A 15,083-nucleotide genomic window follows, 5' to 3' on the forward strand; every position below is an offset into this window, starting at 1 on the left:
CGCTCCATGTTCTCTCCGCGGACGGCACTCGTCCTCCTCCTCCTTGTCGCCGCCGCGGCCCTCCCGGCGCTCGCCCAGGAGGAGGGGCTCGACGGGAAGATCCGCGACAAGGAGAGCGAGCTGCAGCGGCTGCGGCGGGAGATCGCCGAGCAGCGACGCACGATCGCCGGGATCGAGGCGCAGGAGAAGGACACCGCCGGCCTGATCCGCCGCCTCGAGGAGGAGGCGCGTTTGACGAGGAGCCTCCTCGCCGGCCTCGGCGAGAAGGAGGAACTGCTCGCCGCGCAGGCCGACACGCTCCGCCGGGCGATCGACGTCAACGAGGCGGTCTACCGCTTCCGCCTCGGCACGCTCGCGCGCCGGCTCCGGGAGATGTACAAGGACGGCACCCGGCGGACGTGGCAGGAGCTTCTCGGGGCCAGGGATTTCGGCGACCTGCTCCAGCGCTGGAAATTCCTTTCCCTGATCGCCGAGCGGGACGCCGGGCTCATCAGCGACGTGCGCGAGCGCCGGGCGGAGATCGAGCGGCAGGAGGCGGAGGTCACCGAGGTCCTCCACGAGGTCTCCGTCTCCCGCCGGGAGAAGGAGGGGGAACTGGGACGGCTCGACGAGAACGAGCGCAAGCGCCGGCGCGCCCTGGCCGATCTCCGGGGGCGGCGGGCGGCGCACGAGAAGCGGGCCGAGGAGCTCGCCGCCGCCGAGTCGCAGCTCCAGGACCTCATAGAGATCCTCGAGGCGCGGCGCGCCGAGCGGGCCAAGGCGTGGGGAGAATACGGCGAGGCGGATTTCACGGCGTTGCGCGGGCGGATGACCCGCCCGGCCGACGGGCGGACGGTGCGTCCCTTCGGCAAGTACACGCACCCCGAGTTCAAGACGGTGACCTTCAACACGGGGATCGACATCGAGACGCGGCCCGGTTCGCCGGTGAAGGCGGTAGCGCGCGGACGGGTGGAGTACGCCGACGTCCTCCCCGGCTACGGCGACTGCATCATCCTCAACCACGGCGGCGGCTGGTACACCCTCTACGCCCACACGACGACGGTCTTCGTCGCGCAGGGGGAGCAGGTCGAGCGGGGCTCGGTCATCGCCGAGGCGGGGGGCGGCGAGGTTGCGGTCCCGCTCCATTTCGAGGTCAGGCAGTCGAAGAAGGCGCTCGATCCGGCCGAGTGGCTCGGCCGGTGACGACGGGAAAGGAACGGCGGATGGACAACCTGCGGGCGGCGGCGATGATCGAGGAGGCGCAGCCGCGGGTTTCGGCCCGGCTGCGCGCGATGCTCGCCGCGGACACCCTGCCGCACGCGCTGCTCTTCTCCGGCCCGGACGGCGCGGGGAAGGAACTGGCCGCGATCGGGCTCGCCGCGCGTCTCCAGAGCGCGAGCCCGGCCGGCGACGGCGCGCTCGGCGAGTTGGCCGCCCTCCGCGTCGGCGCGCTCGAGCACCCCGATGTCCACCTCGTCTTCCCCGTCCCCTACGGCGACCTCTCCAAGACGATCCCGGTGGTGGTCGAGAGCCGCCGCGAGGACCTCTTCAACGAGGGGGAGTTCGCGGGCCGCGCCCGGAGCATCGGCATCGAGCAGATCCGCCGCGTCATCGAGGCCGTCTCCCGCGCGCCCTTCGAGGGGCGGCGGTCGGTCGTGCTCTTGTTCGACGCGCATCTTGCCACCGTCGAGGCCCAGAACGCCTTCCTCAAGCTCCTCGAGGAGCCGCCCGGCTCGGCCGTCCTCGTCGTGACGACGGCCCGCACCGACCGGCTGCTTCCCACGATCCTCTCGCGCTGCCAGGAGATCCGCTTCGATCCGGTGGCGTCCGGGGACGTCGCCCGCTTTCTCGAGATGTTCCGCTCGGTGGAGCGGGAGGAGGCCGCGCGCATCGCCGCGCTCGCCGACGGCAACCTGCGCCGGGGGATACGCCTTCTCGACGAGCGCCACCTCGCGATCCACCGCGACGCGGCCGGGATCCTCCAGCTCGTCCTCGAGGGGAAGGCGCGGGCGCTCATCGGCGAGGCAGAGGGTGCGGCACGGGAGTACACGCGCGAGGAGGCCCGCGAGCTCCTCGGGGAGATCGCGGCGATGGCCCGGCTCCTCATGCGGGGCGAGGCGGGCGCCGTCCCCGCCGGGGTCGCGGCCGCCGCCGGCGAGGCCGGAACGCGCGCCTGGGGGGCCGACCTCGGGCGGATCGAGGGAGCCGTCCGATCGATCGACGGCAACGCGGACTTGGAACTGACGCTTTCACAACTCCTTCTTGATTTGGTCGGCAAGTGGTACTAGATTGAATGGGTCGGTCGCCCGTCCGGGCGGCCGCGCGGTCGATTCCCCCCGGCCAGCGAGAGGACGTGACGGTCATGGAGCTCGTCGAGGTCCAGTTCAAGGCGCAGCGCAAGGAGTTCTTCCGGAACGAGCGGGCGCTCTACCTGCGCGTGGGCAACCACTGCGTCGTCCAGGCGGACCGGGGCGAGGACATGGGCCTCATCATCTCGATCACCAGCGCCGGCTCGACCGATGTCGAGGTGGTCTCCAAGGAGGTGCTCCGGCACGCGACCGACCGCGACGTCGAGAAGCTCGAGGAGATCCGCGAGACGGAGAAGGACGCGCTCCGTGTCTGCCAGGAGAAGGTGGCCGAGCACCGGCTGCCGATGAAGCTCGTCGACGTCGAGTACCAGTTCGACGGCAACAAGATCACCTTCTACTTCACCTCCAACGGGCGCATCGACTTCCGCGAGCTCGTCAAGGACCTCGCCGGCGTCTTCCGCACGCGGATCGACCTCCGGCAGATCGGCGTCCGCGACGAGGCGCGGCGCTTCGACGGCATGGGGATGTGCGGGCGGCGGCTCTGCTGCTCCACCTTCCTCAAGGATTTCGAACCGGTCACCCTGAAGATGGCGAAGGACCAGAACCTGCCCCTCACCCCGACGAAGATCTCCGGGGCGTGCGGCCGGCTGATGTGCTGCCTCGCCTACGAGCTCGGCGACTACAAGGACCTCCGCAAGGGGATTCCCAAGATCGGGAGCAAGATCCGCATCTTCGGCGGCGAGCACCGGATCGAGAAATTCAGCATCTTCCGGCAATCCGTCATCCTCTCCGACCCCGACGGGAACACCGTCGAGGTGCGGCTCGACGACTTCCGCGGCGAGATCGCCCGGCCCGAGACCGCGGCGGCGGAAAAGCCCGCCCCGGAACGGAAGGAACCGGCCGCTCCGGCGGCCGCCCCGCCCGGCGGAGGCGCCCCGGCGGCCGGCGGGACGGCGCCGCCGCGCGAGGGACAGGAAACGACGGACAGGCCGCGCTCCGGCCGGCGGCGCCCCCGGCGCCGTGGCGGCCAGCGGGGACGACAGAAGAAACGAGAAGGACAGTGATGGAGAAGGGCACGTTCTATATCACCACGGCGATCGACTACGTCAACAGCCGCCCCCATCTCGGCACGGCCTACGAGAAGATCGGGGCCGACTGCATGGCACGGTACAAGCGCATGGCCGGCTACGACGTTCATTTCCTGATGGGCAACGACGAGCACAGCACCAACGTCGAACGCGAGGCGATCCGGCGCGGTCTCGATCCGCTCGAGTACTGCCGCGGCATGAGCGAGGTCTTTCGGAAGGCCTGGAGCGCGCTCGATATCTCCTACGACGACTTCATCCACACCACCGAGGAGCGGCACGCCGTCGCCGTCCGCGAGATCTTCAGCCGCATCCACCGGAACGGCTACATATACAAGGGGTCCTACGAGGGGCTCTACTGCGAGTCCTGCGAGGAGTTCGTCTCGGAGAAGGATCTCGTCGACGGCATGTGCCCGCGGCACAAGCAGGCGCCGAAGACGATCCACGAGGAGAACTACTTCTTCGCCCTCTCGCGCTTCGGCGAGCGGCTCCTCGAGCACTTCGAGGCCAACCCCGGGTTCATCCGCCCCCGCGCGCGCATGAACGAGGTGGTCAACGTCATCCGCGGGGGGCTCGAGGACGTCTCGATCTCGCGGCACGGCCGCGACTGGGGCATCCCCCTGCCGATCGACGAGAGCCACGTCGTCTACGTGTGGTTCGACGCGCTCACCAACTACGTCTCCGCGCTCGGGTTCGGCGGCGACGACGCGCTGTTCGGGCGGTACTGGCCGGCCGACGTCCACGTCATCGGCAAGGACATCACCCGCTTCCACTGCGTCATCTGGCCGGCGATGCTCATGGCCGCCGGCGTCGAGCCGCCGAAGAGCGTCTTCGCGCACGGCTTCGTCTCCCTCGCCGGCGAGAAGATGAGCAAGACGCTGGGCAACATCCTCGATCCCGAGGCGGTCGCAGGCGTCTTCGGCGCCGACGGGACGCGCTACTTGCTGCTGCGCGAGGTGCCCTTCGACAAGGACGGCGACATCTCGCCGGAGATCCTCGTGAACCGCTACAACGCCGATCTCGCCAACGAGCTGGGCAACCTCTTCAGCCGCACCGTGTCGATGATCGTGAAGTACCTCGGCGGCGACCTGCCCCCGGCCCCCTACGGCGAGGGGCGGCCACTGTACGGCCAGATCCGCGACGGGCTGGAGGGCTACGCGGCCCACATGGAGCGGATGGAGTTCTCCCGCGCGCTCGGCGCCTGGTGGCCGGCGATCCAGCGGGCCAACCAGTACGTCGAGGAGATGCGCCCGTGGGATCTCGCGAAGGACCCGGCGCGGCGCGGCGAGCTCGAGGAGGTCTTCCGCGAGTTGTGGGCCGTCCTCGCCGCCTCTGCGACGGTGCTCGCTCCCTTCATGCCGGGGAAGATGCAGTCGATGCTCGGGCAGCTGCGCGCGCCGGAGGCGGCGCTCGGGGACCTGCCCCACGCAGAGGCGGGCGCGGCGGCGCTCGAATCGCCGAAGCCGCTCTTTCCGCGGATCCAGGACGATCCCGCGTCCCTCTTCGCCAAATGAGCGCACGATGCTGATCGACTCCCACGCACACCTGGACATGGAGCCCTTCCGCGGCGACCTCGACGCGGTGCTCGCGCGCGCCCGCGAGGCGGGGGTCGGCGGGATCCTCAACGTCTCCTTCGACCGGGCATCGATCGCCCGCACGCTCGCGCTCGCCGAGGCGCGGGGCGAGGTGTGGGCGGCGCTCGGCGTCCACCCGCACGACGCCTCCTCGTACGACGACCGTCTCGAGGAGGAGATCAAGCGCGGGCTGCTCCGGCGCAAGGCGGTCGCCGTCGGCGAGATCGGCCTCGACTACTACCGCGACCATTCTCCGCGCGACGTCCAGCGGGAGGTCTTCCGCCGGCAGATCGGGCTGGCCCTCTACTTCCGGAAGCCGATCGTCGTGCACACGCGCGAGGCATTCGAGGACACGGTGCGGATCCTCCGCGAGGAGGGGGCCGGATCGGTCGGCGGCGTCGTCCACGCCTTCTCCGGCGGGGAGGAGGAGGCCGGGGAGGTACTCGACCTCGGGTTCCACGTGGGGATCGGCGGGCCCCTCACCTATCGCGGAAGCCGCCTGCCGGCCGTGGCCGGGCGGGTGCCCCCCGGCGCCATCCTCCTCGAGACGGATTGCCCCTACCTGCCCCCCGTCCCGCACCGGGGCGAGCGGAACGAGCCCGCCCACGTGAAGCTCGTCGCCGAGGCGCTCGCCGAGATCCTCGGCGTCGATGCGGCCGACGTCGAACGGGCGACGACGGTCAATTTCCGGCGGCTGTTCCTCGGCGAGCGCGATCTGCCCGCCGCTGTCGCCTACGGGCTCAAGGGCGGGATCTACGTGAACGTCACCTCCGCCTGCACGAACTTCTGCACCTTCTGCTCGCGCATGCGCCGCGACAATCTCCTCTACGGCCACAACCTCAACATCCTGGCCGATCCGTCGGTCGACGAGATGGTCGCGGCGGCGGAAGGGGTCGCCGCCGGTGGCGGGTACGGCGAGATCGTCTTCTGCGGCTACGGCGAGCCGACCGCCCGCGTGCGCGACATCGCGGCGGCGGCCGGGCGCCTGAAGGGTCTCGAACTCCCGATCCGCCTCAACACCAACGGGCAGGGCAACCTCGTCAACGGCCGCGACATCGTTCCGGAGCTCTCGGCGGTCTTCGACCGCGTCTCGATCAGCCTCAACGCCCCGGACGCCGACACCTACCTGCAGATCTGCCGGCCCGATGCGGGGGAGCGCGCCTTCCCCGCCGTCGTCGATTTCATCAGGCGGGCGGCGGCCTCCCCGATGGAGACGACCGTCTCGGCCGTCGGCTGCCCGGGCGTCGACCTGGCCGCCTGCCGCCGGCTCGTCGAGTCGATCCCCGGCGCGCGCTTCCGCGAGCGGCGGCTCCGCTTCTTCTCCTGCCGCGACAGCTGACCCGGCGTCCCCGGTGCCCGGCCGATTCCCTTGTGGACGGCGGAGACCTGTGGTACCCTCGCTTCGAGCGGCCGTAACGACACGACGACAACGAACGCCTTCCGACAAGGGGCCGGACATGGACGAGCTCTCCGTCGAAGGATTGCGCGCGGAGATCGCGCGCCTCGAGGCGCGCGTGCGGGAGCTCGAGGAGGGCGCCCCGCCTGACGCCTTCTGGAAGAATGTGGGCGACTGGGAGCGCAACCTCTTCGGCCGGCTCATGCAGACGAGCCGCTACGGGATCGTCGTCGACGACCGCGACGGGCGGATCGTCTCGGCGAACGCCGGCGCCGTCTCGATGCTCGGCCTCGCGAAGAAAGAGCCGGGCGCCTCCCGCTACGACGAACCCGGCTGGGTCTACGCCGATTACGACGGCCGGCCGCTCCTTCCCGAGGAGACGCCCTTCGGGCGGGTCTCCTCGAGCGGCGAGGCCTTCGTCGGCGTGCGCAACGCCGTCCAGTGGCCCGACGGCCGGCGGATCCTCCTCTCGATCAACTGCGCGCCGCTCTTCGACCGGCAGGGCGAGGTGGACGGCGTCGTCACGATCTTCGAGAACGTCACCAAGCAGGTCCTCGCCGACGAGGCGCTCCGCGACAGCGAGGAGCGGTTCCGCCTCATGGCCGAGAACATCAGCGACGGCCTCTCGGTGATCGAGAGCGGCCGGATCGTCTGGGTCAACGAACGGCTCGTCGAGATCCTCGGATACCCCCGCGAGCGGTTGATGGAGATGACCGGGCTCGATATCGCCGCGCCCGAGGAACGGCCGCGTCTCGACGCGGCGGAGGCCGCGGTCAGGGGCGGCAACCCGCCCCCGCGCGATCTCGAGTTCTGGATCGTCCGCGGCAACGGGGAGCGCCGGTACATCCACAACCGCTATTCGACGACCGTCGCCGCCGACGGCACGCCCCGCCGCTACGTCGTCACGACCGACCGGACGAGGCGCAAGCTCGCCGAGGACGAGATCCGCCGCAGCGAGGAGCGGTACCGGTCGATCTTCGACACGGCGGCGCATCTCGTCGTGGCGGTCGACGAGGAGGGGATCGTCCGGGACTGCAACGCGCGGGTGACCGAGGTGCTCGGCTACACGAAGGATGAGTTGATCGGCCGCGGCTGCCACGAGCTCATCCACGAGGAGGACCGCCTCGAGGACGGGGAGCCGATCGACCTGATGCGGGCAGGCGACCGCGTCTGGGGCTACGAGTGCCGCATGATCAACAAGGACGGCGACGTGAGGCACGTGAAAATCAACACCTCCGTGGCGCGCGACGGGCACGGAACCTTTCTCCAGGGGATCTGTATCATAGAGGACGTCACCGAGCACAGGCAGCTCGAGGAGATGCTCTTCCAGTCGAGGAAGATGGAGGCGATCGGCAAGCTGGCCGGCGGCATCGCGCACGATTTCAACAATCTCCTCACCGCGATCGGCGGCTACAGCGATCTTCTCCTCATGGGGCTGGCCGGCGACGACGAGCGCAGGGAAGACGTCGAGGAGATCCGCCGGGCGGCCGACCGCGCCGCCACGCTCACGCGCCGGCTCCTCGCCTTCAGCCGGCGCCAGGAGATACGGCCGCGGGTGATCGACCTCAACCGGACGGTCGCCGAGCTGGAGCGGATGCTCGGCCGGCTCATCGGGGAGCACATCGACATGGTCACGGCCCTCGCTTCCGACCTCCACCCCGTGAAGGCCGACCCGGGGCAGATCGAACAGGTGATCATGAACCTCGCCATCAACGCGAGCGACGCCATGCCGGGCGGCGGCAAGCTCTTCATCGGCACGGAGAACGTCGAGCTCGGCGGCGAGGACGCCTGGGGGATCCCCGACGTCCGGCCCGGTTCGTACGTCTGCCTCACCGTCGAGGACACGGGGGAGGGGATGGACGAGGAGACGAGGCAAAGCGCCTTCGAGCCCTTCTTCAGCACGCGCCGCGAGAGCGGCGGCTCGGGGCTCGGCCTTTCGACCGTCTACGGGATCGTCCGCCGGCACGACGGGGCGATACGCATCTTCAGCGAGCCGGGCGCCGGGACGAGCGTCCGCGTCTTTCTCCCCGCGGCGGGAAACGAGGCGGACGTTGCCGGCGAGGAAAGCTTTTCGTATATTTCCGTCCAGGGGGCGGGCGAGCGCATCCTCGTCGTCGAGGACGACGAGGGTGTCCGCGACTTCACCGTCCGCGCCCTCTCGGAGAACGGCTACCTGGCCGTCGGCTCGGCGTCCGCCGAGGAGGCCCTCGATCGTTTCCTGCGCGACGGGGAAGCCTTCGATCTCGTGCTGAGCGACGTCGTGCTGCCGGGCAGGAGCGGCAACGAGCTCGCCGTGCGGCTCCTCGCCGCCGAGCACGCGCCGCGCGTCCTGCTCTCGAGCGGCTATCCCTCGGGGGCGGCCGGACCGCGGGGGAGCGCGGGCGCCCTGTGCGGTTTCATCCAGAAGCCGTACACGGTGGCGACGCTCCTCCGGCGGATCCGCGAGGAGCTCGACGCCGGCGGCGGGCCGCCGGAACGCCCCGGGCACGACAGCGACGGAGGAAACTGACCGCACCATCCCACTGCTACCGCGCGCCGCAACCCGATTCCGCGTTTTCCCGCAGGGGCGGGTTGTGATAACATCCCGAAAATCCGCGCGTTACGACACCCGAACGAGGGAGGACGGGTGAACGGGCCACTGTCGCCCCGGGCGAAGAAGAGTCTCGGGCAGAACTTTCTCGTATCCCGGGCCGTCGCCGGGCGCATCGTCGACGCGCTCGACCCGGCGCCGGGGGAGCTCGTCGTCGAGATCGGGCCGGGGCGCGGGGCGATCACCGTCCCGATCGCCGCGCGCGGGGCGCGCGTGCTCGCCGTCGAGCTGGACGGCGCGCTCGCCGCGCTGCTCCGGGAGCGTCTGCCCGCGGCCGAGATCGTCGAGGGGGACGTCCGCGCGTTCGACATCGAGGGGGAGGCGCTCGCCCGTGGCGCGGACCGGTATCTCCTCGCCGGGAACATACCCTATCACCTGACGAGCCCGATCCTTCTCCGCCTGCCGGGGCTTCCTGGCTGCCGCCGCGCCGCGATCATGCTCCAGCGGGAGGTGGGGGAGCGGATTCTCGCTTCACCGGGTTCGCGGGACTGTGGTATCCTCACCGTCTTTCTCGGGAGCTACCTCGGCATGCGCCGGGTCGCGCGGGTGCGTCCCGGCGCCTTCCGTCCGCGCCCGGGCGTGGAGAGCGTCGTCCTCGCCTTCGAGCCCCTCGCCTCGCCGACGGGGCCGGCCGATCGCGAGGGCTTCCTTCTCCTCCTCAAGGGGGTCTTCTCGCAACGGCGCAAGATGCTCCGCACCGCCCTGGCGGGGCCGGCTGGCACGCTCGATGCGTCGATCGTCGAGGAACTGGGGAGGGCGGCCGGCGTCGACCTGCAAAAACGCCCCGAGGCGCTCGTCCTCGAGGAGTGGGCGGCCCTCTTCGCCGCCCGCGAACGGATCGCGAAGGAGCGATGAGACGGCTGATCTGCATAGCGATCGCGCTCGCCGTCGCCGCGCCGGCGCTCGCCGCCGCGACGGCCGGGGCCGACAGCGCGACGACCGCGGCCGCCCTCGACAGCGCGGAGACCGCCGCCGTCGACAGCGCGATGGCCGCCGCCGTCGACACGACGGGGATCGACCGCGTCCGCCCGTCGTGGTCGTCGAAGATGGAGGGCTCGGAAACCTACCTCTCGCTCGGCTCCTCGGTGAACGTCGTGATCGACGCGGGGCACGGGTGGATGCTCGGCCACGCCACCTCGATCACGAAGAAGACCTACCGGGGCCGCGACCAGGACGAGATCAACGAGCAGATGATGAACACGGCGGGGAAGATCGTCCCCGGTTTGCTGACCCTGAACCTCAAGATCGGCGAGACCTACCTCAGCAAGACACTCACCGGGCTCGCCCGCTACGGTCAGGGCCTCGTCGTCCAGAACGAGCAGGCCTCGATCGACGCCACCGTGACCCGGCCCTTCCTCTTCTCGCGCAAGGGCCAGATCTCCGTCCGGGCGGAGGCCTCCCGGGGGCAGAACGACTTCAAGTACGACGAACGGATCTTCGGCGGCGTGGGCGGCTACCTCTGGTACGACCTCGGCGACCGGGTGACCCTGGACGGCGGTTTCGGGACGAGCCGGGGCAACGAGTCGAGCGAGATCACCGAGCAGGTGGCGTGGCGGGGGCTGCCGAGCGATGCCGACACGGTCCGCGCCAGCTTCGACTACGGCATCGGCGACAAAAAGAGCTTCTCGCTCACCTACCGGCGGTCCGTGGGGACGGTGCGCAAGGTCACGCCGCCGCGAGGCAACTCCCTCGAGATCCTCGACGACCCGACGGCCGCCGTCGAGGAGGAGGAACGCCGGAAGGCCGAGCTCTTCTCGCTCGCCTCCGAGGTGAGCCCCTTCGATTTCCTCACGATCGAGTTCGAGTTCGAGCACGAGATCAACGACCAGAAGAACAAGGTCGACACCCGGCTCTCGAAGGAAATCGAGGAGACCTTCGCCAAGGCGACCGTCTCCTGGCGGTACGCGCGGCGGGGCAATCTCTCCGTCACGATGGAGAACGGGATCGCCACCTACTTCTACGGCACCACCTCCCTCTCCAACTACGAGGGGAAGAACAAGAAGATCGGCTTCGGGCTCACGCACGCGATCACCGATTCTCTCAAGGTGTCCCTGCGCGGCTCGACCTCGCTCCGCCAGAAGTACATCGAGAAGAAGGCGGCCAACCCGCGCGACCGCGACGACGTCTACGAGGGGCTCGTCGCCCGGCTCGAGTCCAGTCCCTTCGGTAGCCTCAAGGCAGACGTCGAGTTCTCGATGGATCGCCGCGAGACGATCAACATCGACGCCTCCCTCTCGGGGGACAACCGGGTCGACTGGCTCTACCGCTTCGTGCCGCGGCTCTCGATGACCCCCTTCCCCTGGCTGCGGCTCTCGCAGGAGTACCAGCTGAAGTGGGAATCGACCGAGTTCACCTACTTCGAGAACAACAACGACCTCGACCGGACGATGACGGTGGAGACCGACGCGGGGATCCGGTTCACGCGGCCGCTCGGCCTCTCCTTCCGCCACAAGTTCAACTTCCGCGATTCGGGCAACTACGTCCGGTACGACGACGGGGTGCGCCGCTACAACCGGAACGCGGAGAACACGGAGAACAGCCTCTGGCTGAAGATGGACTACCGGCCGCGCGACGGCTACATCTTCCGGGCCGAGGCGAACTTCCGCTACCAGGAGAACAGCCGGCTGCGGACCGTGTCGGGGCGGAGCGTTGTCACCTCGACGAGCATCTACGACACGGGGGGGATGCGGATCGGCTTCGACCGGTCGCGCACGGTGTTCGGCGGCGGCAAGCTCGAGCTGGCCGTCGACTACGTTCGCCGCTTCGGCCCCAACCTGACGGCGGAGCGCAAGGAGTTCTGGGACATCGACGCGAACGTGAGCTTCGCGTTCTAGGAGACCGAGATGAGACGGAAAATGACGATTGTCCTGGCGGTCGCATTCCTCGCACCGCTCCTGGCCGGCTGCCTCTTCGATCCGCGGGAGGCCGCCCCTCCCGGCACGGGGGGAGACGAGTGCTGGATCGTCCCGAACACGCCGAAGGACGTCTTCGCCAACCTCGACTGCGGCCTTGCATCGTCGGGGAACTCGAGCTACGACCGGAGCCTCGGCGACGATTTCGTCTTCATCCCGCGCCCCGGCGACGAGGGGGGCGGTTCATTCGACGACTGGGGCAAGGTGGCCGAGCTCGATTTCCTGAACCGGGTGAAATCGGAGTTCCAGGGGACGCGGACCGCGCAGTTCGGGGACGCGGACGGCCTCTTCGAGAAGGAGAACGTTTCGGTCGGCCGCGCCGAGTACCAGGGGCAGTACCTCATCACCCTCGATCCGGGAGACGGCACGGAGCCGCAGGTATACGGAGGCAAGGCGATCTTCATCGTCGTCGAGACATCCACGGGCTGGACGCTGCAGTCGTGGGAGGACTTCGATGTCCTCGATTCCTACCCCACCTCCGGCGTCCTGAGAGGAGCGTACGAGTAGCGCATGCAACAATAGCTATCGCGCGTCAGACATGGCGCAATAAATCCCGCGGCCCTTGCGTTCCGGGCCGGCATGTGCTATCATTCCTCTTCAGGAGGACCGGACATGAAAACAGCACGCACCAGGGGCCTCGCCGCCCTGATTCTGCTCCCGCTCGCCGCCGTCCTGCTATCGACGCCGGCGTGCATCTTCGATCCGGACAAGGCCGAGGAGCCCCCCGTGGGGCCGACCGTGCCGTGGCCCGATCGCACCCAGAAGGAAGACTGCATCCAGACGATCCTGCTGGCCTACCAGTACAAGGATGCGGGCACGTACGACGATCTGCTTCACCCCGATTTCGAATGGCACCTCCAGTACGAGGATGCGCAGAGGTATGGAATCGACTACTGGGCGAAGAGCGATGACCTGGAACTCACCCGGCAGCTCTTCAGCCGGGCCCTAGTCCTCGATCTGACGATCGAGTCGGCGGCCTGGGACACGATCTCGGCGGTCGGCGACGTCCCCTGCCCCGACTGCTGGAAGACGACGCGGATATACGAGATCCAGGCGCAGCTCGAGGCGAACGGCAACACCCTGATCGGCAACGACCTCATCCAGGTGATCGTCGCCCCCGACACCGACGAGCCGGGGAAGTGGCAGATCAAGTACATGTACGACCTCTCGAAAGAGTAGGCCGCGCCCCGCGGACACGCGCGAACACGACCGCCCCCGGCATGCCCGGGGGCGGCTTTTTTTCGCCCGGGCGGGCCTCCCGGGCGGCGGCCGGCGGGGCCTCGCCGGCGACCCGCGCCCGGTGGCGATGCCCGGTGGGCGCGCGACGGCTTGAAATATCGCCGTAACTATATTATCATATGCGCGGGACAACGCCTTTCACGGACACGGGAGGAGCCATGAATACGCGGAGACGCTTCGCCGTCCTTCTCGCGTGCGCCGCCGTCGCGCTGGCGGGGTGCGGCGAGGACTCGGCGGTCGAGCCCCGCGACGGGAGCCTGGCCGCCTGGCCGGACCGCACCGAGCGGGAGGACTGCATCGAGACGATCCTGCTCGCCTACGAGCATCGCGACGCGGGCAGGTACGCCGACCTGCTGCACCCCGATTTCGAATGGCATCTCCAGCCGGGGGACGCCGGGGTGTTCGGCGTCTCCTCCTGGGACAAGTCCATGGAGTTCCAGTTGACAGGGCGACTCTTCGACCTGGCGATCATGCTCGAATTGACCATCCAGCCTGCCGGCTGGGACACGATCTCGACGGTCGGCGCCGTCCCCTGCCCCGGGTGCCTGAAAACGACGCGGCCCTACGAGATCCGGGCGCAGCTCGAGGCGAACGGCACCATCCATGTCGGCAACGACCTCATCCAGGTGATCGTCGCCCCCGATCCCGACGAGCCGGGGAAGTGGCAGATCAGGTACATGTTCGATCTCCCGAAAGAGTAGTCTCCGCCCCGCCGGCCCGGCGAAGACCGGGCCGCCTTGACTTCGCCCCGTCCGGGCCGTATGATTCGGGCGCCGGACGGCGGCCGGGCGGCCGCGCGGCGGCGGGAGACACATGGCACGAAAGAAAAAACGCGGGAAGAGCGGCCCGGGCGTGGTCGTCGCGGCCCTGGCCGTTCTTCTCTTCCTCTCTCTCGCGCTTTTGCGGTTCCTCGCGAGCGAGCGCGGCGACGTCTTCCTCCTCGATCTCGGATTCGACGGCCGCTTCGAGGTCGTCCGCGGACATCTCGAGGAGCGCGTCGCCTCCGCCCTCGCGGAAAGCGGGATGCGCGCGGGCGGCATGCGCCTCCACGCCACCGAGCCGGCCGACGCCCCCGGCCCCGTGCGCGTCTGGCGCGCGACGCTGCCGCCCGGCGCCTCCCTCGCCATGGCGAACGAGCGGATCGACGAGGCGCTCGCGGCCGCGGGCGGCCGGGTGATCGACTGCCGCGAAAAGCCGGGCGGCGGCCTGGCGGTCACCGTCGGCACGCGCCGCGCCGCGACGGGCCGCTACGACGTCGGCGTGGCCGACGCGCCGCGTGCCCCCGAGCCAGAGCGCCGCGGTCCGACGGTGGCGATCGTCATCGACGACTTCGGCTATCGCTGCGACGCGCTCGTCGACGAGTTCCTCGCCGTCCCCGTCCCGCTCACGATCACCGTGATCCCCGGCCTCCGCCACTCCGGCCGCGTCTGCCGCAAGGCCGCCGCGGCGGGCAAGGAGATCCTCTGCCACCTCCCGATGGAGCCGGAGCGCGGCGCCGACGACGACGGCGAGATCCCCCTCGTGCGGGTCGACATGGATGAGGGGGAGATCCGCCGGATCGTGGCGAAGGCGCTCGAATCGACGCCGGGGGCGGCGGGAATAAACAACCACATGGGCTCGAAGGCGACGGCCGACCGTTACGTCATGCGGGCCGTCCTCGCCGAGTGCCGCGCACGCGGGCTCTTCTTCCTCGACAGCGTGACGAGCGCCCGCTCAATCGTGGCCGAGACGGCCGCCGAACTGGGCGTGTTCACGGCGGCGAACGACATCTTCATCGACAACCGGGGCGAGGACGAGCGGGACAACCTGCGCAAGCTCCTCTCCCTCGCGAAGCGGCGCGGACGCGCCGTCGGCATCATGCACGTCAGGCGATCCTCCCTCGAACAGCTCCGGTGGTTCGTCGAGGAGGCCTCGCGCAACGGGATACGCTTCGGAACGGCATCGGAGATGATCCGGCGCCGCGACACGGAGACGGCCGAAGGAGGACAGCGGTGAACAG

Annotated in this window: 12 protein-coding genes; all 12 read left to right on the top strand. The window is 69.6% G+C overall.

The features are described 5' to 3' along the window. Positions 1–6 precede the first annotated feature (6 nt). The 12 genes from JW876_08065 (at position 7) to JW876_08120 (ending at position 15,079) form a co-directional block, all read left to right on the top strand. Entirely contained in the window at positions 7–1,182 is a 1,176-nt protein-coding gene (locus JW876_08065; protein ID MBN1885461.1) for a peptidoglycan DD-metalloendopeptidase family protein, read from the top strand. Between the two features lie 20 nt (positions 1,183–1,202). After that, the gene (locus tag JW876_08070) at positions 1,203–2,267 is read left to right on the top strand and encodes a DNA polymerase III subunit (protein MBN1885462.1); all 1,065 of its coding nucleotides are present in this window, start codon (positions 1,203–1,205) and stop codon (positions 2,265–2,267) included. A 74-nt stretch (positions 2,268–2,341) separates the two neighbouring features. After that, positions 2,342–3,352 (top strand): stage 0 sporulation family protein, encoded by a 1,011-nt coding sequence (locus JW876_08075; GenBank protein ID MBN1885463.1) that lies wholly within the window; start codon positions 2,342–2,344, stop codon positions 3,350–3,352. Further along, the gene (gene metG / locus JW876_08080) at positions 3,352–4,887 is read left to right on the top strand and encodes a methionine--tRNA ligase (protein MBN1885464.1); all 1,536 of its coding nucleotides are present in this window, start codon (positions 3,352–3,354) and stop codon (positions 4,885–4,887) included. The genes JW876_08075 and metG overlap by 1 nt, the downstream gene beginning before the upstream one ends. 7 nt (positions 4,888–4,894) lie before the next feature. Then, positions 4,895–6,286 (top strand): YchF/TatD family DNA exonuclease, encoded by a 1,392-nt coding sequence (locus tag JW876_08085; GenBank protein ID MBN1885465.1) that lies wholly within the window; start codon positions 4,895–4,897, stop codon positions 6,284–6,286. A gap of 118 nt (positions 6,287–6,404) precedes the next feature. Then, the gene (locus JW876_08090; protein ID MBN1885466.1) at positions 6,405–8,852 is read left to right on the top strand and encodes a PAS domain S-box protein; all 2,448 of its coding nucleotides are present in this window, start codon (positions 6,405–6,407) and stop codon (positions 8,850–8,852) included. Between the two features lie 117 nt (positions 8,853–8,969). Beyond that, a complete protein-coding gene (gene rsmA, locus JW876_08095; GenBank protein MBN1885467.1) occupies positions 8,970–9,788 on the top strand; it encodes a ribosomal RNA small subunit methyltransferase A in 819 nt (272 codons plus the stop codon). Next, a complete protein-coding gene (locus tag JW876_08100; GenBank protein ID MBN1885468.1) occupies positions 9,785–11,767 on the top strand; it encodes a hypothetical protein in 1,983 nt (660 codons plus the stop codon). Before rsmA ends, JW876_08100 begins: the two co-directional genes overlap by 4 nt. A gap of 9 nt (positions 11,768–11,776) precedes the next feature. Then, on the top strand, positions 11,777–12,352 hold the full coding sequence (locus JW876_08105; protein MBN1885469.1) for a hypothetical protein: 576 nt from the start codon (positions 11,777–11,779) through the stop codon (positions 12,350–12,352). A 105-nt stretch (positions 12,353–12,457) separates the two neighbouring features. Beyond that, positions 12,458–13,024, top strand: a complete 567-nt coding sequence (locus JW876_08110) for a hypothetical protein (protein ID MBN1885470.1) — start codon at positions 12,458–12,460, stop codon at positions 13,022–13,024. A gap of 218 nt (positions 13,025–13,242) precedes the next feature. Beyond that, complete coding sequence (locus tag JW876_08115) at positions 13,243–13,785, top strand: hypothetical protein (GenBank protein MBN1885471.1); 543 nt, start codon at positions 13,243–13,245, stop codon at positions 13,783–13,785. 112 nt (positions 13,786–13,897) lie between these two features. Continuing rightward, positions 13,898–15,079, top strand: coding sequence for a divergent polysaccharide deacetylase family protein (locus JW876_08120; GenBank protein ID MBN1885472.1), 1,182 nt, complete (start codon positions 13,898–13,900; stop codon positions 15,077–15,079). The last annotated feature ends 4 nt before the right edge of the window (positions 15,080–15,083 follow it).

The organism is Candidatus Krumholzibacteriota bacterium (genome assembly GCA_016931295.1).
GTDB lineage: Bacteria > Krumholzibacteriota > Krumholzibacteriia > Krumholzibacteriales > Krumholzibacteriaceae > JAFGEZ01.